Genomic DNA, 19627 nt, shown 5'->3' with positions numbered 1-19627 from the left:
GGGTTGTATGTTTTTTTGTGAAGGATAATTAACCTAATATTGCATCACATTGCGAGATAGAGCAGAGGTAGCTCGTCGGGCTCATAACCCGAAGGTCAGTGGTTCGAATCCGCTTCTCGCTACAAAACAAAAAGGCTTTCAGTAATACTGAAAGCCTTTTTTGGTTACAAATTACTCATCACAGAAATCTTTATTTCAGTTCTTCAACACAGGCCGCGACGATATTTGTTTACTGTTGCACGCCACTCATGATTTTACTAACAATCACCCACTTGCCATCTATCCTGTGTAACGACAAAAAATCATGATACAGCATATCGAACGCTTTTACCTGTACTTCTGCTACCGCAACAGAGTTTACCATTTTAATACTTAAAATTTCTCCCTTAAACGGTTTGCCTGAATCTTTTGGGCTCTCCCGGTTTGCTACTACTTCTAGCCATTCATCCAATGTTTTGCTATAAGGTTGCCCTTTAACATCACCGAATAGCCTTGTACCGGGGTGAAAAATTTCTTTTAACTTACTTATATCACCTACATAACTTGCATGGAAATAAAGTTCCTCCAATGCCTGCGTAATGCTGGCATCATACGTTAATTGAGTTGTCATACTTTATTTGTTTAGTATGCCATGAAGGTAGGAAGGACGAGAAGGTAAATTGTGTGATGCAGATCACATCTTTTGAGGGACGTTACTTAGGAGTTATTCAGGCGGTATAGTGTTTCCCGGGAAACACCTAAATATGCGGCTATCAGTCGTTTGGGTACCATATTATACAACTCTGGAAATAAAGTTACCAGTTCTTCATAGCGATATTTTACGTCGTTATTCATGGTGCTGAGTAATCTTTTTTGAGAAGCGACATATTCATTGGTCATACGGGCGCGGAAAAAATGTTCTACCTCATGGAACTTTTTACAGGCGTTCTCCCGGTTTTTGTGCGACAGGCACAACAAGGTTGTGTCTGTAATACAACCTATATTAATAGTCGCCCTTGTGCCGCTATACAAGGCACTGTAGTCTGATGCCCAGCATGTAGGCATGGCAAACTGTAATACAAACATTTTTTGATTATCGTTTACATAGAAAGTTTTAATACAGCCACTCAGTACAAAATACTCACAATCTATTCTTTCGCCCGCGGTAATAATATACGCTCCCTTTTTGTAAGATTTGGTGGTGAAGCAATCGAAGAACTCGTCGAACTCATGATCAGAAAGCTTAACGGTTTTCGCCATGTGTTCTTTTAGAAGTTGTTTTGGGTCCATACTTTAAAAGTAAATAAATCTTGGCGCAATTGGTTCAACATTCCCCACATTCCTATTATAGAAAATGCCCCACCAGTTTTTGATGAGGCATTTCTTTTATTACTTTCTATTATAGGTGAACGAGCGTCTTATTTTAACACACTATTTACTTCAACGAGTTCAAAATCGTTATTATTTTGTAGTAGGTGTTTTAAAATAGGAATATGCCCTTGTCCAAATATGAGCACTACGTATTTATCATTGGCATTTATTTGCGTTATTATGTTACTGTAAATAGCAAGGTTTCTTAAATACCATTCAGAAACTGCTTCAGCACCAATGTAATTATCTCCCGCTCCAATTTTAACTATATATTGTAAGTATATGGCTAAGTTTTTTTGTAAGAGTTCTTTTGTGTTGATAAACTTTAATACTTCTGTTATTGAATTTCGTTTTAGAACACTGTCAATTTCTTTTAGCAACTCATTGCCATGAGTTTTTAAATCATTGAATAGATACAACTGGTTTTTTTCTTTTGCAGTAACGCCCAGCAAGCTGTCACGCGTCATTCCATAAAAAGCATCAATACAATTGATATGCTGTAAGTTTAATTTTTTCGCTAGTCTAAATCCAATTTGTTCTCTTTCGGAAAGGGTTAGTTTATACTTGTTTTGTGCATACGCATTATACAAACTATCGATTGTCCCTTGTTGTTTTAAGGGCTTTTCGATCATTACTTTATCAGCATTCGTTCGTTTTAAAATGTCAGTCAATGCTTCCAGTTCCAACTGTCTTTTGGGAGATAGGAAATTGTCTGTCTTTAATTCAAATTCATCTGTATGAGGTGTTTCGAAATGGATTGTTCCAATTAATAAGATTTTAGTCTTATGTTTCGGTGCTTGTGCCCAAGCGGAGTTTACTATTAAAAGCGCAACTAGAAAGGTAGATACTGTTTTAACGAAAGTCATTTTTTATTATTGTCGTTTCTTAAAAATGTAAATAAGAATGAGTATCCCATGCTAGTTTTTCAATTCTTTCTCAATTGCTTCAATCAACTCCTTGGCATCTGGTTTTACATTTTTATCGTACACCCTTATGTTGTTCTTACCGATCATAATAAGAAAACTGATCGACTTTTTAAATTTGGGGTCTGAATACAGTTTTACTTCTGATTTGTCTGCATTGTCAATCATTTTATCAAAACACTTGAAGAGAAAATCATTATATACTTTATCAACTTCGTTGATTGATGGTACGGAACGTTGGTAATAATTCAAGATTTTTTGTTTTAATTTCTCGTCTTCAATGTATCCGATTTTACCACTTGATTTAAAACCTTCGTAATTACCAATATTTATTTTGGGGCCTTGAGAGTGAACTGGGAAATGAACTTTACCGGCAGCCTTTTCTATACTGTCGAGTTGCATCGGTGTATACCCTAAAATTGTTTCATAACCAAGATTAGCCTCTTCATATGCCTCTTTTTCTTGATCCAACACATTTATATCATCTTGCAAATCGTTTTTTAGATTACCAAGAAAAACAGCAACTTCTTGTTGTTGGTGTTTATGTTCACTCCAACTATGTAGCCAGATGGAGAGTGTTACAGCAAAAACGATGATGAATATTTCAATAAACACTTCTTTTATTTTTTCAGCAAAAGTGTGCTTAGGGTTTTTCATAGTATTATAGATTTTCTTTGTATGTTTTTTTACTTCTTCGTGCATAGATTTTAGTTGTTAAAATATTGTTTAGTTAATTTGCTTTTTTTTCAAATAGCACACTTATGATTAATTCGGCTGCAAATTCCCTCGTAATGACCAATCTTAGCTAGGTACGTGTGATATTATTTCGTATCAAAAATATAATTTTCAACTATAAATTATTATAAAGGCCGTGTAATTTACACGGTTGTGTAGTATTTTAATTGCATCTCCCCCTTATTTAGGGCTGTTTGGCAATAACGGCAGTTGCCTCGATCTCTAATAAAATATCATCGCGATACAACCCATTTACTTGAACCAAGGTGCTAGCCGGAGGCTGTTGCGTATTTATATACCTATCCCGAACGGCTCGAAGTGTTTTCAAATCTTTTGTATCTCTTATGAAGTAAGAAAGCTTTACTACATCTTGCATCTTACCCCCGGCTGCTGCTACAATTTTTTGGATATTGATAAATACTTGCTCTGCTTGTTGTTCAAAATTGTCTTTTCCAACCAGTTCACCTTTATTATTCAGCGGCACTTGCCCAGATAGGATAAGCATTTTACTGTTCCCCATGTCGATAACAGCACATTGCGAGTACCCATTTGGCTTAGCCACTCCAGCAGGATTTACGAATTGAACGGGTGATGTAGCAGTTTGAGCATTGGCGAACATGGTAACCAATAGCATAGAAATAAAACTTAGTAGATGGTATTTTCTCATGGCAATGGATAGTTTATTTTAAAATAGCGCATTTTATGATCATTTAAGAGGTTTTACGGGCAGGGTAGGAATAGATTCTTTAGAGATGGTTCCTACATGTATCCACTATATATCCAGGATATATCCCAAACATTGGGATAACATTGAACAAACATTGGAAGAACATTAGACTAACATTAAAGGATATTATAAATAGCTTTTCCATAAAATTAAAGCCCGCTAATTCAATCACTTACAACAATATTTGCCACTGCACGTATATTTCGCTTTCTTTCATTAGTAACCATATTCTATGGTTAAATCGTGTGCTAGCAATGTTTTTAGCATGTAGTTGTAGGTATTGATTGAAGCTTTTTGTTGATTAAATCACAATAATTTTTTCATTCTCAAGAGTTTTTATTTTTTATTTCAAAAAAGAAGCCTAATATTGCACCCACATTGCGAGATAGAGCAGAGGTAGCTCGTCGGGCTCATAACCCGAAGGTCAGTGGTTCGAATCCGCTTCTCGCTACTAAGTAAGGTTTTCATGCTACATGGAAACCTTTTTTGTTTTAACCCAATTCTTCTCCCGCTAACTGATATTATCATAACTTTCACAGCCTGCACACAACAAATCATCCATTAATCAGTTATTCTATTGATAAAATCATGATCATAATCAGCCCACATACCCATTAACGTCATTCTTCGCCGCAGGGCTAGCTTCTATTTTTGAGTATCATTTAATATACATCGTATGAAAAAAATTATTGCAGTTTTTGACGGACTCTTTTTTTCAACCACAACGCTCGATTATGCACTGGCCATGTCGAAACAGCTTAATTCGCACTTAGTAGGCGTTTTCCTAGATGATAAACTATACAATAGTTTCGATATCTACGAAATTGTAAAACAGCAAGGTGCAGCTACGAACGATATTATGTCGCTTGAAATAGAAGACGATCAAACACGCAATGAATCAGTACAAAGGTTCGAAAATGCATGTAAAGAAGCTGGTATTTCATACGCAGTACATAGAAAATCGAACCCCGCAATTCAAGAAATCATCCACGAAAGTATATATGCCGATCTGCTCATTATCGATCAAAAGGAAACCTTTAAACTGAAAAAAGAAAATCCACCTACCACGTTCCTTCGAAATTTATTATCCGATGTGCAATGTCCTGTATTGGCGGTTAAAGGGGAGTACAAACCGATCGATAAAGTGGTGTTGCTATACGATGGAGCACCCTCAGCAGTGTATGCTATTAAAATGTACAGCTATCTTGCACCTGCTATGAAAAGCCTAACAACAGAAGTGATCTCTGTGAACGAGGCTGCTGAAGATTTTCTACAATACGATGATGGCCAATTAATGAAGGAATTTATGGTGCGTCACTTCAAAGATGCTACGTTCACTGTTTTTACTGGCGAACCTGAAGGCGCTATTATTAAGCATCTTGCATCCCAAACAGGCAATACTCTCGTAGTATTAGGCGCTTACCGTAGAAGTAATGTTTCCCGCTGGTTCCGTGCTAGTATGGCCGATATACTGATGGAAAAACTACATACACCATTATTCGTGGCACATAATAAATAACATAGTTGTTGATTGTTGTATAAAGAAAAGCGGCCGCTACTTATTGTAGAAGCCGCTTTTCAATTTTATTTCGTAGGTAATATTTCTGTGATAGGATGCCCTACGTTACCGCTGGGCATTTGTATTTGAAGAAATGCGGCTACAGTAGGTGCAATGTCTGTCATGCCCATGGTTCTGTTGCTTTTACCTGTAGGTACTTTCCAACCAAACCATAATAATGGAATATGTGCATCATAAGGATACATGCTGCCATGTGTTGCACCCATGGCAGAACCGTTTTTCACCCCCGGTGCTTGGATGATGAAGATGTCGCCACAACGTTTCGCATTTCTACCATTGATGTACATCTGGGCAAATGGGGCCGGTAATGAGTTTAACTGTTGCTGTTGTACACTTACTGCGTCTGCGATATCGTTATACGTACGAAGTTCGTCGATGATGAAGTTCTCGATCTCCACCTGGTTCAATTTAGCGGCTGCAATGGCTACTTTATCTAAGTAGATCTGTGCTCCTTCATCAGATAAGATGGCTTTTGGAATACCAAATCGCTTCGCTAATTTCTCATTTAACGAGTTGGCCAATGAAAGCTCCAAAGCGCCGCCAGGTAATGCATTTTCCTTTAAATACCCAGGTGATTCCGCTACACCATGATCAGCTGTGATGAACATCAAGTAATTATTCTTACCATATTTTCCATCTAAGTATGTTAAGAAAGCAGCTAATTCTTTATCTAAACGCAAGTAAACGTCTTGTACTTCCACGGAATTAGGACCAAATGCATGGCCAATAATGTCAGGACTAGAAAAACTAATTGCCAACATATCCGTAGTGGTTGCACCTAGTTGAAATCCCTCTATGGCAGCTTTTGCAAAATCGAATGTAAGGGAGTTGCCGTATGGAGAGTTTTTGATCATCCCGAAGTCCTTATCAATAAAGTTGTCGAGCTTGTGGATGAATACGGGCTTGTTTTCTCCTTTATTGGGAATTTCATATGGTTTATCGTCGGCTGTACTTTCAACGTATGTGTTGATAGGATATAATGTTTCCCAGTTTTTAGCGAGGTATTTGTTAACGTTTTTAGCGTTATTGAAGTTGGTTGCCCATTGCGGCAAGGTAGGCATGTAATAGGTACTTGTAACGAAATGACCAGAAGCATCATCATACCAAAAGGCCGCATTCGCACTGTGTCCACCGGGTAAAATTGCTGCACGGTCTTTCAAGGCAATACTAACTACTTTACTTTTAAAGTTTGTCGACATACGTAATTCATCGCCTACAGTTGTAGCTAACATATTGCGTGGGCTCATAGAAATCTTTTCCTTGTTACCGCCTACAAGCTTGGCAGTAGAATCGTCAGTACAATAAACGATTTTGTCGGTCGACCTGTTATACCATTCATTCCCAACAATGCCATGAATAGCCGGTACAGAGCCGGTGTAAACACAGGTATGACCACATGCAGTTACAGTGGGAGCGTAGTTGATCAATGTATTTTCACATGTAAACCCATTTTTCAATATTCTTCTAAAGCCACCGTCGCCATACTTATGGTAAAACCTGTACAAATAATCCCATCGCATTTGGTCTACCATAATACCGATCACCATTTTCGGCCTTTCTACTACGTTCTGTTGTGCCCATACGCTACTTGCGACGAGCATTAACATGATCCATGAACTGAGTTTTTTCTGCAAGCTGCCTGTTTTTAGATTTTTTAGTAATCATTGAAAACGAGGACTGTACGATGTTGTAGACGATATTACGGGTTTCGTTTTGGGGAAGGTTAGATGGAAAATGGAGCAACAGCCCATGTATCGACCTGCTATACAGCCTTGCTGTCAAAGGTTAGCGCGGCAAATATAGTAGAGCAATGTTAATCCAGTATTAAGTATTAGGCATTCGCGGTTGTTTCGCGGGGATGTTGTGTTTTACATGCTTTGTAGTTCATAATATGGGCGCTAATAATCAAAATGGCGCCTGATAATTTCGCCACCATTTCAAGCCATTCATGAGCACCATGGTGGAAAAAGTTCCCGCCAATCATCAATGCTAATCCTACAATAAACATAATTACCAAGCTAATTCGTTGATGATGGTGCCTGTAACCATGCAGTAATGCCCAGCCACCTGCTAGCATAGAAATGAGAATGGTGCCTATTTCCATGTAAATATTCTCTAGCAATTCAATATCGAAGAAAGTTAGGGTTGTAAATAACACGGGTAACAACACACAATGTACTGCACAAGCCAATGAAGCACCAATTCCAATTGCATCCCAGTTTATTTTAAACGTTGATTTCACTTGCATGTTTCCAAAATTTTTCCTCGCCTAGCGGCAGTATCCCGTTGGCCCCTGTTCATCAAAAAATAAAATCGAACAACAAATGTAAGCTAAATGAAACAACGTTGCAAAAAAATTTAAGTTTTTTTAACTTATAGGCATGCCTGGCTGTATAGATACATTAATTTAGCATGGTAGCAAGTATATAATCACATGAGAACCATTAAACAAATACACGCAGCTATTGCTGCGCCCATTGCTGATTTGGTTACATACCGAGCAATTCCTACGCATACTGTACAGTATATCGACCCGTTTTTATTCTTAAATCACCACGGTCCTCAACATTTCCCAGCTCGAAATAATGGTCTTCCATTTGGTCCACACCCGCATCGCGGCATGGAAACTGTCACTTTTATTATCGATGGAGATATTGTTCACCAAGACAGTAGCGGTTATGAGAGTGTTATTGAAGCAGGTGGTGTACAATGGATGACTGCCGGGAAAGGGTTGATTCATGCTGAAACATCTTCTGCACAATTCAAAGAAAATGGGGGCCAGTTAGAAATATTGCAGCTTTGGCTTAACCTACCTGCAAAACTAAAAATGACAGCGCCATTGTATAAAGGACTTCAACGCGATGAAATCCACCACGAGCAACTGGATGAAGGTCGTGTAACAGTCGATTTAATTGCCGGTGATTGGAATGGCCAAGCCGGAGCATTCCATGCCCATGTACAATTGAATGTTTTTCATTTTGACGCAGGGGGTAAGGTATCCTTACATGCGCCCAAGGAGCATAATGTTTTCTTTTATGTGATCCGGGGTGAATTACTGGTGAATCATCAAGAGGTTAAGGCCTTGCATTTAGTTGAGTTCAATAATGATGGGGAAACTATTCATGTGCATGCAGAGGCACCTAGTATTTTATTATATGGTCAAGCCAAGCCATTCAATGAACCTATTGTTGCGCATGGCCCGTTTGTAATGAATACAGAGGAAGAAATCGCGCAAGCCTATGAAGACTATAGACGAGGCGATTTCGGAAACTGGGATTTTTAGAGAAGGTAGCTAAAGTTGTTACTTTAATGTTTGCTTTGCTTCAAGTAATAGTTGTATAAGAAGATTGAATTTTTGTTGATATTCTTTGGTAAATACAGCCGATCCAGGTTCGTATAGATGGTTTCTCATCACCGGTACCGAGTAAGGTAAGGTCCATGCTCGCAAAGCTTTCGCTACCGATTCCATGGCATTAATACCTTGCATGGCATGCCCACCTGCACTCCAACAAATCATGCCTACTACTTTATTCGTTAAATAAGGTCTTTCTTTTTTTGCACTTAATTCCAACCAGTCCAAACAGTTTTTCATGATGCCTGTCATACCGCCATGGTATAAAGGCGTCAACCAAATATGCACATCTGCTTCTCTAAATAGGTTATTCATATTAGCAGCTTCTTCGCTATTGATAGCCATATTGAAGAATGGGATTTGTGCATCCGCTAAATGGAATATTTCTACATCAACACCATGTGTTTTTAGTTGATTGGAAAGATAGTTACTGATGTTGATAGCAGAACTATTGGGGTGCATATCAAGAGAGCCATTGAATATTAAAACTCGCATTGATAAAAGAGTTTACATTGTTAAAAATAGAGACAGCTGTTGGAGAACAGCCGTCGAGAATTATTGTCGTTTTAGTAACTGTTAGTTACCTGTGTATTATAATAAATGGAGATTTGAGTCAAGTATTATTTAGCTGATTTATACAGCATAATGGGTGAACCTGCTTCGCCCCACATATAGCTTTTTACAACTGGTTGTAAGTGCTGTGCGGCAGCAACATATACGCCAATTGGTATGTCGGAGTGAGCTTTAAATGCAACTTTTTTCCCTTCGAATGGTGTTTTGTCCATCGAAAGCACGCGTTCTGTCCACAACTGGATGGCGGCATCAGCTGGGGTGGCAAAAGTAACGGCTTTCGCTAATGGTCCTATCGTAGAAGCTAAAAGCAGGAATGCCCAATACGGAACAATCGCGTCATTAGAACAGTAAAGTGCTACGTGTTTGCCTGCAAAAACTTGCGTATCGAGCGTTTTCACCAGTTCACGGAAGTGGGCTTCTTTGAAGAGGAATTCTTGTACAAGAAAATCCTTCATATCCAAAGCCGCCATATCGCTCGATATAGGCTTACATATTTGCAAATCAAGTGTTACAATACCACTCGCTGCTACTTTATTGACGATCTCGTTCATGTGCACATTATTTTGCAACAGCCGTACTGTAATGTTTTGCCACGGCTTCCCAGTTTACAACATTCCAGAAAGCAGTGATATAGTCAGCACGTTTGTTTTGATATTTCAAGTAGTAAGCATGTTCCCAAACATCTAAAGCCAAAACAGGAGTACCTTTAACTTCGGCAATATCCATTAATGGATTGTCTTGGTTAGGTGTAGAAACGATCGCTAATTCATGATTGTCTTTCACAATTAACCATGCCCAACCTGAGCCAAAGCGCGATGTTGCAGCCTCGGCAAATTTCTTTTTAAATTCGTCTACTGAACCGAAAGCCTTTTCAATAGCTGCCTGTAAATCGGCAGGAATAGATGCGTTTGTTGGAGCAGCCAGGATATGCCAAAAGTAGGTGTGGTTAAAATGACCGCCACCGTTATTGCGAATAGCAGGTGTAAGCTTAGAAATGTTCGCTAAAATGTTTTCCAATGATTGCTCTTCGTAACCTGTACCTGGTAATGCTTTATTTAAATTATCAACGTACGCTTGGTGATGCTTGCTGTGATGGATTTCCATCGTTTGCGCATCAATAAAAGGTTCTAAAGCGTTATATGGAAAAGCGAGGGTAGGCAATTGATGTGTCATAATGTTATATTTTATTCTGTGGCACAAATATAGTACATTTGCTAATAAACCAAATAATTACTTTGTTTATTATGATTAATAATCTGCCGGACCACGAACGTGCATTGTGGATTTTAAAAACAAAAGGTGATTTGCCTTTAACTGCCTTAGCGGATATACTGCAAGTTACTGTGGAAGGGGCCCGGTTTCAATTATTGAAGTTGGCAGGTGAGGGGTTGGTGAAAGCCAACACAATAGCCAAAGGTCGCGGCCGCCCACAGCAAGTGTATTCACTTACACCGCTAGGGCAAGCTCGTTTCCCCGATACGCATGCCGATCTTACTGTTCGCCTTATTAATACAATGCGTAGTACACTCGGCGACGATGCCCTCGATGCCGTAATTAAAGCCCAGCAAAAGCAAGCTACAGAACGTTATACTGCCGAGTTAAAGCCCATGCAGGATTTATCCCAGAAAGTAAGCGCCCTCGCTAATATTCGAAATGCCGAAGGATATATGGCTGAAATGGAAAAGGATGGTGACGGTTATTTATTAATAGAAAATCATTGCCCCATTTGCGCCGCAGCTACAGCTTGCCAAGGTTTTTGTAAGGCAGAACTGGATACGTTCAAATCGGTACTAGGCAAGCAAGTAAAGGTAGAGCGTGTCGATCACATTATCTTGGGCGCAAGAAGGTGTGCTTATAAAATTGAAGAGAAATAAGGTAATTGATTTGACAATGATTGATATAAACTTAGTTGATGGTCGTGCCGTTTGCACGGCCTTTTTTTGTGAAGTAAAAGTGTTACAGCCATCCAAGAATAGACGGCCGGGACGTTTAATTTTCACATGTGTATTTGTTGAATAAAAAATTTTTAGCCAATTGTTCAGTTATAATAAACGGAAGTATACAACAAATCCGGCTAGAATTCAATAGTATGGCAAAATATTATTGGATTAAGTTAAATTAATACCGTTTTTATCGTCGCCACTGTTTCGTATTTTTGCTAGATGGATTTATCAGCAGTAAAACTCGTGGTGACAGACATGGATGGGACTTTACTCCACTCCAATGGAAAAATGAGCAGCGACTTTCTTCCCCTGTTCGAAAAGATGAAAGCACACCAGGTGCAGTTTTCAGCCGCCAGCGGCCGTCAATTCTACAACTTACTCAATCAATTCCCCACTATCAAGAACGACATGTACTTCATCGCTGAAAACGGAAGTTACGTAGTTTTTCAAGACCGTGAGCTATTAGTTCAATCTTTACCGGCAGAAATTGTTCGAGAACTGGTAATGAAAGCTCGCACTATTCCCCAAGTGCATATTATCCTCTGTGGTAAAAAACAAGCTTATATTGATAGTACTGCACCTGAATTTATGGTGCATGTAGAGAAATATTACGATCGCCGTTTGCTAGTTGAAGATTTACTGGAAGTACAAGACGATGAATTTTTAAAGATTGCCATCTGCGACCTTGGTGGATCGGAGGGAAATAGCTACCCACACTTCAAACACCTCGAAAACGAGTTGCAAGTAAAGGTTTCTGGCAGTATTTGGCTCGATTTATCGCATAAACTGGCCAATAAAGGTCGCGCTTTGCATGTTTTACAAACAGCATTAGGAATCAGCGATAAAGAAACCATGGTATTTGGCGATTACCTCAACGACTTAGAAATGATGGAACAAGCATATTTTAGCTTCGCAATGGAGAATGCTCACCCTCAAATCAAGGAAATTGCCCGCTTTACTACCAAAACGAATGACGAAGACGGGGTAGTGAGTGTGCTGAATAATTTGGTTGCACAAATTGAAAATTGATTTATCAATATTTGACATTAAAAAGGTTGGTACCATTACCAACCTTTTTAATGTCATTTTAGGAACGTAAACTCATATGTAATATAGGAAATGGTTTTCCCATTCCATCTAACGGAGATCTCGCTGTTACAACAAATCCCATTTTCTTATAAAACTCCAAAGCTGCAGGGTTTTGCTCATTTACATCTACCTTACAAACGTTTAAGTTTTGAATGGCATATTGCATTAATGCCTTACCAATACCTAATTTGAATGAATGTGGATGTACAAATAACATCTCTACTTTCTCATCTGCCACCCCTAAAAAGCCAACAACTGCTTCTTCCATATCTTTCACACAGTACAATTGCACCGCATGCAAATATTCATTCAAAATTAGAGGCTTGAAATATTGTATATGATCTTCTGTTAAGAAGTGGTGCGTAGCGCGAACGGAAGCTTCCCAAACAGCAACAATATTAGGAAAATCGGGTTGAACAGCAGGTATTATTCTCGGAACCATCATGCTTTTAGGAAATTTTAACATTTAATTGAAATGCCCGGTTAACGGGGCTCGTAGGCTACAAATATAGGGGATTTACATGCGTCTTACAATATTATTCAATGTGAATCGTCATCATGTTAGCAACAAATTTGAAATTTGTATCGTGATAAAAAGCAACATATGAATAACCGTTTTGTAGGTATTTTTTTAGCTTGGTTTTTTATTGATGTTTATTTTTTCCAATCAATAAAAACCCTTACTGCCGGTATTGCGCCTAATATGGCTTGGGCAATTCAAACATCCTACTGGGCGGTAGAGTTAGCTTTGGCAGCACTATTGTATTATGTGATAAAAAATCGTCACCAAACCGATACGCAAGGCGCTCATAATAAGCGTTATGCAAACATTGGAATGGCATTAGTTGTACTGGCTGTTGTTCCTAAACTAGTTACTGTGCCGATCCTTTTTGTAGAAGACATTTTCCGATTCGGCGCAACAGCTTCTTCATGGATAGGGCACCAATTTAGTCATGATGGGCAGGGTACCGTATTTGCTTCACGTGTACCATTAGTCAGTGCTATTGCATTGGCGTTATCAGCTATACCTTTCATAGGTATATTATATGGTATTTCGAGGGGTAAATATAACTACCGTGTACACAAAGTTACATTGGAATTCGATCATTTGCCCGATGCTTTCGATGGTTTTAAAATCACCCAATTATCAGATGTGCATGCTGGTAGTTTCGATAATGCGAAGGCTGTGAAGAAAGGGATAGCATTGGCAAATGCCCAACATAGCGATATTATCGTGTTTACTGGTGATATGGTGAATAACGTGGCAACAGAAATGGAACCTTGGGTAGACGTTTTTGCTGAATTGAAAGCACCTATGGGAAAGTATTCCATTTTAGGTAACCATGATTACGGCGATTATGTACATTGGAAAAGTGCAGATGCAAAAGCAGCTAACTTGCTAAAATTGGAAGAGATTCACGCGGCAACGGGTTTTAAGCTCTTAAAGAACGATGGATTAATGTTGGAGAAAGGTGAGGAAAAGATAGCCTTATTAGGTGTTGAAAACTGGGGACAACGTGGTTTTGCACAATATGGTGACCTCCAATTAGCACAATCTTCCGTTGATCCGCATTCATTCAAGATTTTATTATCACATGATCCATCACATTGGCATGGAGAAGTGATTCCTGGTGAGCATAATATCCAGTTAATGCTAGCAGGCCATACACATGGTATGCAATTCGGTATCGAAATGTTTGGCTGGAAATGGAGCCCTTCAAAGTATATCTACCCACAATGGGCAGGTATTTACGAGAATAATCAACAATTCTTGTATGTAAATAGGGGGTTCGGGTTCTTAGGTTTCCCAGGTCGTGTTGGTATTATGCCCGAAATTTCTGTGATAACATTAAAGAAAAAACGTCCATAATTTTTCATAGATAGAATAAGCTCCGACAAAGGTGCGCCGCGTGGTGCACCTTTTTTATGGTAAGATTGATTATTCGTGTGCTGTTAAATCGATGAATGTTGGAGGGAATTCTTGGCCATACGTTTCCTTGTAATCCTTTGCGAACTTGGTATAGGCATCTTTTGCCAAACCATGTTTTTTCAATTGAATCAAGCTTTTACATTTCCATTGTAAGGCTTCTTCATTCAACTTATCAAACAAGAAAATACTATTACATAATTGAATGAAAAGCTCTGCTTCTTGGTGGATATCAGCGCTCGACATGTATTGTAACATCACGTCAATTACATCGCTATAAATATGCGATTTGGTATCGTCGAGCCATTCATAATCTATGTTTTCTAAAAATGCGCCTCTACGGGCAATGATGAGCATTGCTTGGATGAAAGCCTTTTGAGTAGGCTTTTTCTGTTGCATTAACTGTACATACGCTAAGTAGTCAACACTAAACGATTGGTCTATTATTTCCAATTTCCACTTACCCGATTCACGGCCAATATGGCAATCGCCTATCTTTTGCAAAATCGCTTTCAATTTCACCACGTTTACTGAGAAGTTGTTTTTCGCATCTTTCACCGGCTTATCACTCCATAATAGCTCGTACAACTTTTCCGATGTAATACCTTTCCCGTCTTTAATTGTATGCACCAATAGTATCAAGAACAATTCTCGAAGCAGTGGTGTGAATAGTTTTGTAATATCTTGCCCCGCTTTATCAAATACTTCGAACTGGCCAAATAGATATACTTTAGAAAACTCGGCCTGTTGTTCTTTCACCACTCCTGGTGTATCATCATGATCATTTATTAATTGGGATACAGCTGGTTTTACATGGTGATGGTGATGCTCGTGTTCATCTTCAACATGAGCCTTTCTAGTACGGTAGAAGAAAAAGGCCGCACCACAAAACAGCGCAAATCCTATCGAAACATATAACCACCAAGGTTTGCCATCATTCGATACCAATGGCGATGCCATCAATACATTCGGCGGAAAGTCCAAAGTATGAATTTGCAAAGTCGTTACGGTATCCTTCGAAGTATGCATAGTTACTGCCACTAATTTCTTAGCAACCGGTGAATAGTATAAGTCGGCAAATGATTTAATATCATGGAATGCATAAGGTATCGAGTCGGCTAGTATTTGATATTCCGGTTTCTCTAATGAACCTTTCATCAACTGCAACGACGAGTTAAACCGGTCTGTAGGGTATACCAAAGCATAAAACTCCTTCGTTCCCGGTACAATAAACATGCTATTAGCGAAGCAAAACTGCCTAGCAGGTTCTTTAAAGTGGTAAATACTCTTGAAAACCCGGTTTTTCACATCGTACGATAGCAAATCGTAATAGCACTTAGGGTTAATGGCCTGGTCGCCCGTATTACTACCGTAACCACCAAGAATATAAGCGGTATCTCTCGTAGCATTCATACCAAGTGCCGCCATGTAACGCGGTGTAAATTGATCACCGTGGGTGGTGACCGTTTCCCATGTTTTAGTGGGCAAATGGTAGCGTTGTACAGCGTTTTTATAGCGTAGTTGACCATAACCTGCTACTATGTATAATGATGAGTCACTTGGAGATACGAACTTATTTACATGCCAATACTCCGTTAACTCCAATGCAGGATATACTTCGTCCCATGTAAGGTTCGTGGCATCGTAAGTACCTACCATTTTCTGGTCGGTATATATATTATATAACTGCTGTTGTGCTGTATCAAAAATGGCTTGATTGCCAGCAGGCATTTTACCATGCGAGTTACGCAAAGGGAAGAAACGGAGGTTATTGGTTTTAAATGAATACTCGTATGTTGTATCGGCGGCATTGATATAAAGTACTTCTCCCGCATTATTAAATGCGATGGAAGGAATGCCTTTAATGTCTTGTTTATGTACCAATTGCCAATTTTGGTGGCGTGGTTTTAGCCAAGCAGGATTGCGAACTTTCGCCGGGCGCTTACCTGTTTCGTCGTGGGCAGTAGTGCCTTCCAGCTCGTCGAGGGGGTAGTAGTGGGTAGTTTTATTATTTTCTTCTATGCGTATATCTTTTATGCTAAATGGTGGGATATCGGTGGTTTGGAATTCTTCAAAGTTGTTCGTGCCGAAGTAGATATGTGCGCAAGTGCCTTGCGGAAATGGTATGGCACCCTTTCCAACTTGCTGACCATTTAAATACAATACAACCTCGTGCTTGGTTTCCGAGAAATGGAGCTTGAAATGGTTCCACCGGTTTGTCAGCTTCACGGAATCTACCGTTGTAATAGCGGAGAAGGTTTCACCTGTAACGAAGTTGATGTTCCGGGAGTTAAATACTAGGTCGATATTTTGATGTGCCGGCGTTATTAGCCGCATCACGTACCCGAAGTATGTTTCCAGGTTGGGGTTCAATAATATATCAAATGAAATCGCCGTACCATCTTTAATACATAATGGAGCTGCGGCTGTTAATTCTAATGAAGTTCTTTTTTCGGCCACCACTTCATGACTCATAAACCTTAGTCCATGTGATTGACTAAAGGCCGATGAAACACAAATAGAAAGAATAGCAATAAAAATGGAAATAGATTTTACCATGGTTGACCCTACGTCTTATCGCCACAAAATAATCAATTTTCACGCTTCCCGTTCTCTATTAAAAAGAGAAATCATCCCTAAAAATTATAAGTGACGAACGATTGAATTAAATATGTTGAATTATATAATATGATTAATGTAACGTGAAATAAGTGTTTACTCTAGTGAATGCTTTGTGGAATTTTATATTAGTAATTTAAATAATTAATTGTAACCAGTTTAGATGATTGTCAGTCGGCTCGGTATATCGTTTTCAAATATCGTTTTTTTATAGGAAGAATAAAAATTAACACAATTGAAAATCAAGCTATTAATTTATTAATTGAAAATATTTTTGAAATTAATTTGCTCGTTAATGCTTTCGTTAATGCATTTGTTAGTGGCTTGACTGTTTCTTGCAAGCATATTTCAAACCACTGCCACGCATGAAAAAACTGATTGTCGTATTTATTTCCACGTTGAGTATTTGGTCGCCAGCTTTAGCACAACAACCTAAGTCAGCATCCAAACAAAATAACCTTGCCTTCGTCGATCCTACAATTGGGAACGTGGGACATTTATTAGAACCCACCCGGCCAACTGTTCAACTGCCGAACCAAGTAATCCGTTTTTCACCCATTCGAAAAGACTACATAGACGATCAAATTGCTAGCTTCCCGCTATGTATTGTTTCGCACCGCTTGGGACAAGTTTTTTCATTACACCCCACTACGCAACCAGTTCAAGCAAAATCTTGGCAATATAAATATACTTACGATCACGACCTAGAAATCAACCAACCTCATTATTATCAAACATATTTAATCGACGATGAAATCACCGTTGCCTTTACGCCCGGTAAAAAAGCTGGTTTCTTCACGTTCGATTTCCCAGCAAAACAACAACCTTCCATTTTATTCACTACTTACAACGATGGGCCGGCCTCTTTTACCTTCAATGGTAATACCGTACAAGCCCTCGAAACTTACCATGGTAATGTTAAAGTTTACATGTATGGCGAGTTCAGTGTAAAAGGAACACCGGGTGTTTTGCAAAATGGTACCATTCAACAACAAAATACTACGAGCGGCGAATTTGCCAAAGCTTACTATAGCTTTCCCGCGAATACCCGCAAAGTAGATTTCAAATACGCTATCAGTTACATTAGTGCCGAACAAGCTAAGAAAAATTTCAATAACGAATTACATGGAACCGACTTTGCAATGCTTAAAAATAAAGCACAAAAAGCATGGGACAACGTATTATCACAAATTCAAGTTGAAGGCGGCACTTTAGCACAAAAGCGTGCGTTCTACACTTCTTTGTACCGCAGCTATGAAAGAATGATCAATATCTCGGAGGATGGTAAATACTTCTCTGGCTTCGATAATAAAATACATGAGGATGCCCGCCCTTTTTATACAGATGATTGGACCTGGGATTCCTTCCTCGCACACCATCCATTACGCATGATTTTACAACCAGAACAAGAAGGTGATATGCTGCAATCTTTCGTACGCATGTATGAACAAAGCGGCTGGCTACCTACTTTCCCCGTGTTATTCGGCGACCATGCTTGTATGAATGGATTCCACTCTTCTGTTGTTGTTCTCGATGCATATAGAAAAGGCATTAAAAATTTTGATATCAGCGCAGCATACGATGGTATGCATAAAAATTCCACACAAGCGACAATGTTGCCATGGCGAAATGGCCCGAAAACCAAGTTGGAAGATTTCTACTATCAACATGGTTATTACCCAGCGTTGCATCCAAACGAGCAAGAAACCGAACCTACTGTACATAGCTTTGAAAAAAGGCAGTCGGTAGCGGTTACACTGGGTACGAGCTACGACGATTGGGCATTGTCGCAACTAGCGAAAGAACTCAACAAGCCTGCAAGTGATGTAGCCTTGTTCGAGAAAAAAAGCACCTTCTATAAAAATCTTTGGCATGAGGAGCAACAACTCTTCATGCCCAAAGATGACAAAGGCAATTGGATCGACATCGATCCTAAGTTCGCCGGTGGAATGGGCGGCCGCGATTATTATGATGAGAACAATGGTTGGACGTACTTATGGTCAGTACAACAAGACATTCCATCGCTCGTACAATTATTAGGTGGCCAACAGCCATTCGAAGCAAAACTAGATCAACTTTTCCGCGAAGGCTTAGATAGATCCAAATACGAATATTGGGCAAAGTTCCCCGATGCTACAGGCAATGTAGGCCAGTATTCTATGGGGAACGAGCCAAGTTTCCACATTCCTTATTTATACAATTTCACAGGTTCTCCTTGGAAAACTCAAAAGAGAATTCGTTTCTTGTTAGATACTTGGTTCAAAGACAATGTGTTCGGTATTCCTGGTGATGAAGATGGAGGTGGTATGACGGCATTCGTTGTATTCTCAAGTATGGGCTTTTACCCTGTAACACCCGGCTTGCCGGTATATACAATTGGTAGCCCGGTCTTCAGTAAAGTCAGCATCAAATTATCGAACGGCAAAACATTTACGGTAACCGCGAAGAATTCATCCACTGTCAACAAATACATCCAAAGCGCAAAAATAAACGGTCAACCGCTGCAAACGCCATGGTTTACGCATGAACAACTCGTGAACGGTGGCCACTTGGAATTGGAAATGGGTCCTAAACCTAATAAGCAATGGGGCACGGGCACTTCCAATTTACAAGTGCAGCATAGCTTGGCAAATACACAAATAAAACATTGATCCACGCAAAAATTCTGTAACCAAAATCAATCCACGTAGATATGCAACATCTTACCGATAGCTCGCCATAGGCGACAACATGTATTCAATAACAAACAGTATTTATCCACGTAATGACGAGAAATAACAACCAAATTCTTAGACTGAAACAAAAAACGT

General features: G+C 39.2%; 18 protein-coding genes and 2 tRNA genes. 8 read left to right on the top strand and 12 right to left on the bottom strand.

Features of this window, described 5'->3' with window-relative positions; genetic code table 11:
• Positions 1-50 precede the first annotated feature (50 nt).
• Positions 51-122: transfer RNA gene (locus tag LX64_RS16925), tRNA-Met, on the top strand.
• 107 nt (positions 123-229) lie between these two features.
• On the opposite strand, the gene LX64_RS16920 is transcribed toward LX64_RS16925, so the two are convergent.
• The 5 genes from LX64_RS16920 to LX64_RS16900 all read right to left on the bottom strand — a co-directional run bounded on the left by LX64_RS16920 (position 230) and on the right by LX64_RS16900 (position 3675).
• The gene (locus tag LX64_RS16920; protein WP_111598866.1) at positions 230-610 is read right to left on the bottom strand and encodes a nuclear transport factor 2 family protein; all 381 of its coding nucleotides are present in this window, start codon (positions 608-610) and stop codon (positions 230-232) included.
• Between the two features lie 86 nt (positions 611-696).
• Complete coding sequence (locus LX64_RS16915) at positions 697-1269, bottom strand: Crp/Fnr family transcriptional regulator (protein WP_111598865.1); 573 nt, start codon at positions 1267-1269, stop codon at positions 697-699.
• A 128-nt stretch (positions 1270-1397) separates the two neighbouring features.
• Positions 1398-2216 carry a DUF5694 domain-containing protein gene (locus LX64_RS16910; RefSeq protein WP_111598864.1) on the bottom strand — a complete coding sequence of 273 codons (819 nt, stop codon included), beginning with the start codon at positions 2214-2216 and terminating at the stop codon, positions 1398-1400.
• A 51-nt stretch (positions 2217-2267) separates the two neighbouring features.
• A complete protein-coding gene (locus LX64_RS16905) occupies positions 2268-2975 on the bottom strand; it encodes a DUF6090 family protein (protein ID WP_111598863.1) in 708 nt (235 codons plus the stop codon).
• A gap of 217 nt (positions 2976-3192) precedes the next feature.
• The gene (locus LX64_RS16900) at positions 3193-3675 is read right to left on the bottom strand and encodes a RidA family protein (protein WP_111598862.1); all 483 of its coding nucleotides are present in this window, start codon (positions 3673-3675) and stop codon (positions 3193-3195) included.
• Positions 3676-4114: 439 nt separating this feature from the next.
• Between LX64_RS16900 and LX64_RS16895 the strand changes: the two genes are divergently transcribed.
• Positions 4115-4186, top strand: a tRNA-Met gene (locus tag LX64_RS16895).
• A 225-nt stretch (positions 4187-4411) separates the two neighbouring features.
• Positions 4412-5254, top strand: a complete 843-nt coding sequence (locus tag LX64_RS16890; protein ID WP_111598861.1) for a universal stress protein — start codon at positions 4412-4414, stop codon at positions 5252-5254.
• Positions 5255-5319: 65 nt separating this feature from the next.
• On the opposite strand, the gene pafA is transcribed toward LX64_RS16890, so the two are convergent.
• On the bottom strand, positions 5320-6948 hold the full coding sequence (pafA, locus tag LX64_RS16885) for an alkaline phosphatase PafA (RefSeq protein ID WP_111598860.1): 1629 nt from the start codon (positions 6946-6948) through the stop codon (positions 5320-5322).
• A 197-nt stretch (positions 6949-7145) separates the two neighbouring features.
• Positions 7146-7562 carry a MerC domain-containing protein gene (locus LX64_RS16880; RefSeq protein ID WP_111598859.1) on the bottom strand — a complete coding sequence of 139 codons (417 nt, stop codon included), beginning with the start codon at positions 7560-7562 and terminating at the stop codon, positions 7146-7148.
• Positions 7563-7748: 186 nt separating this feature from the next.
• On the opposite strand from LX64_RS16880, the gene LX64_RS16875 reads away from it, so the two are divergent.
• Positions 7749-8597, top strand: a complete 849-nt coding sequence (locus LX64_RS16875; protein WP_111598858.1) for a pirin family protein — start codon at positions 7749-7751, stop codon at positions 8595-8597.
• A gap of 18 nt (positions 8598-8615) precedes the next feature.
• On the opposite strand, the gene LX64_RS16870 is transcribed toward LX64_RS16875, so the two are convergent.
• From LX64_RS16870 to LX64_RS16860, 3 genes are all read right to left on the bottom strand, one after another.
• Positions 8616-9161: an NADPH-dependent FMN reductase gene (locus tag LX64_RS16870; RefSeq protein ID WP_111598857.1), complete on the bottom strand. Its 546-nt coding sequence runs from the start codon at positions 9159-9161 to the stop codon at positions 8616-8618.
• A gap of 125 nt (positions 9162-9286) precedes the next feature.
• Complete coding sequence (locus tag LX64_RS16865) at positions 9287-9790, bottom strand: DUF2480 family protein (RefSeq protein ID WP_148707356.1); 504 nt, start codon at positions 9788-9790, stop codon at positions 9287-9289.
• Positions 9791-9797: 7 nt separating this feature from the next.
• Positions 9798-10412 (bottom strand): superoxide dismutase, encoded by a 615-nt coding sequence (locus LX64_RS16860; protein ID WP_111598855.1) that lies wholly within the window; start codon positions 10410-10412, stop codon positions 9798-9800.
• Positions 10413-10483: 71 nt separating this feature from the next.
• Between LX64_RS16860 and LX64_RS16855 the strand changes: the two genes are divergently transcribed.
• Both LX64_RS16855 and LX64_RS16850 read left to right on the top strand, forming a co-directional pair.
• On the top strand, positions 10484-11113 hold the full coding sequence (locus LX64_RS16855; RefSeq protein WP_111598854.1) for a helix-turn-helix transcriptional regulator: 630 nt from the start codon (positions 10484-10486) through the stop codon (positions 11111-11113).
• Between the two features lie 288 nt (positions 11114-11401).
• Positions 11402-12211: an HAD family hydrolase gene (locus LX64_RS16850; RefSeq protein ID WP_111598853.1), complete on the top strand. Its 810-nt coding sequence runs from the start codon at positions 11402-11404 to the stop codon at positions 12209-12211.
• A 58-nt stretch (positions 12212-12269) separates the two neighbouring features.
• Here the strand turns inward: LX64_RS16850 and LX64_RS16845 are convergent, their stop codons facing one another.
• Positions 12270-12716: a GNAT family N-acetyltransferase gene (locus LX64_RS16845; protein ID WP_245952712.1), complete on the bottom strand. Its 447-nt coding sequence runs from the start codon at positions 12714-12716 to the stop codon at positions 12270-12272.
• 159 nt (positions 12717-12875) lie between these two features.
• Between LX64_RS16845 and LX64_RS16840 the strand changes: the two genes are divergently transcribed.
• The gene (locus tag LX64_RS16840) at positions 12876-14141 is read left to right on the top strand and encodes a metallophosphoesterase (RefSeq protein ID WP_111598852.1); all 1266 of its coding nucleotides are present in this window, start codon (positions 12876-12878) and stop codon (positions 14139-14141) included.
• A 69-nt stretch (positions 14142-14210) separates the two neighbouring features.
• Here the strand turns inward: LX64_RS16840 and LX64_RS16835 are convergent, their stop codons facing one another.
• Positions 14211-16757 carry a hypothetical protein gene (locus tag LX64_RS16835; RefSeq protein ID WP_111598851.1) on the bottom strand — a complete coding sequence of 849 codons (2547 nt, stop codon included), beginning with the start codon at positions 16755-16757 and terminating at the stop codon, positions 14211-14213.
• 425 nt (positions 16758-17182) lie between these two features.
• Between LX64_RS16835 and LX64_RS16830 the strand changes: the two genes are divergently transcribed.
• Positions 17183-19468: a GH92 family glycosyl hydrolase gene (locus LX64_RS16830; RefSeq protein ID WP_111599096.1), complete on the top strand. Its 2286-nt coding sequence runs from the start codon at positions 17183-17185 to the stop codon at positions 19466-19468.
• Positions 19469-19627: the final 159 nt, after the last annotated feature.

Origin of the sequence: Chitinophaga skermanii (assembly GCF_003259335.1) — a bacterium.
Lineage (GTDB): Bacteria > Bacteroidota > Bacteroidia > Chitinophagales > Chitinophagaceae > Chitinophaga > Chitinophaga skermanii.
The sequence above is the reverse complement of the archived record's forward strand: the minus strand, read 5'-3'. Positions and strand labels throughout refer to the sequence as shown.

What these genes read in the sequence shown, in the direction of transcription:
- LX64_RS16870 (WP_111598857.1), bottom strand. Translation starts at nt 9,161, where the DNA reads ATGCGAGTTTTAATATTCAATGGCTCTCTTGATATGCACCCCAATAGT.
- LX64_RS16905 (WP_111598863.1), bottom strand. Translation starts at nt 2,975, where the DNA reads ATGCACGAAGAAGTAAAAAAACATACAAAGAAAATCTATAATACTATG.
- LX64_RS16920 (WP_111598866.1), bottom strand. Translation starts at nt 610, where the DNA reads ATGACAACTCAATTAACGTATGATGCCAGCATTACGCAGGCATTGGAG.
- LX64_RS16840 (WP_111598852.1), top strand. Translation starts at nt 12,876, where the DNA reads ATGAATAACCGTTTTGTAGGTATTTTTTTAGCTTGGTTTTTTATTGAT.
- LX64_RS16850 (WP_111598853.1), top strand. Translation starts at nt 11,402, where the DNA reads ATGGATTTATCAGCAGTAAAACTCGTGGTGACAGACATGGATGGGACT.
- LX64_RS16875 (WP_111598858.1), top strand. Translation starts at nt 7,749, where the DNA reads ATGAGAACCATTAAACAAATACACGCAGCTATTGCTGCGCCCATTGCT.
- LX64_RS16855 (WP_111598854.1), top strand. Translation starts at nt 10,484, where the DNA reads ATGATTAATAATCTGCCGGACCACGAACGTGCATTGTGGATTTTAAAA.
- LX64_RS16860 (WP_111598855.1), bottom strand. Translation starts at nt 10,412, where the DNA reads ATGACACATCAATTGCCTACCCTCGCTTTTCCATATAACGCTTTAGAA.
- LX64_RS16835 (WP_111598851.1), bottom strand. Translation starts at nt 16,757, where the DNA reads ATGGTAAAATCTATTTCCATTTTTATTGCTATTCTTTCTATTTGTGTT.
- LX64_RS16865 (WP_148707356.1), bottom strand. Translation starts at nt 9,790, where the DNA reads ATGAACGAGATCGTCAATAAAGTAGCAGCGAGTGGTATTGTAACACTT.
- LX64_RS16830 (WP_111599096.1), top strand. Translation starts at nt 17,183, where the DNA reads ATGAAAAAACTGATTGTCGTATTTATTTCCACGTTGAGTATTTGGTCG.
- LX64_RS16915 (WP_111598865.1), bottom strand. Translation starts at nt 1,269, where the DNA reads ATGGACCCAAAACAACTTCTAAAAGAACACATGGCGAAAACCGTTAAG.
- LX64_RS16880 (WP_111598859.1), bottom strand. Translation starts at nt 7,562, where the DNA reads ATGCAAGTGAAATCAACGTTTAAAATAAACTGGGATGCAATTGGAATT.
- LX64_RS16845 (WP_245952712.1), bottom strand. Translation starts at nt 12,716, where the DNA reads ATGATGGTTCCGAGAATAATACCTGCTGTTCAACCCGATTTTCCTAAT.
- LX64_RS16900 (WP_111598862.1), bottom strand. Translation starts at nt 3,675, where the DNA reads ATGAGAAAATACCATCTACTAAGTTTTATTTCTATGCTATTGGTTACC.
- LX64_RS16890 (WP_111598861.1), top strand. Translation starts at nt 4,412, where the DNA reads ATGAAAAAAATTATTGCAGTTTTTGACGGACTCTTTTTTTCAACCACA.
- LX64_RS16910 (WP_111598864.1), bottom strand. Translation starts at nt 2,216, where the DNA reads ATGACTTTCGTTAAAACAGTATCTACCTTTCTAGTTGCGCTTTTAATA.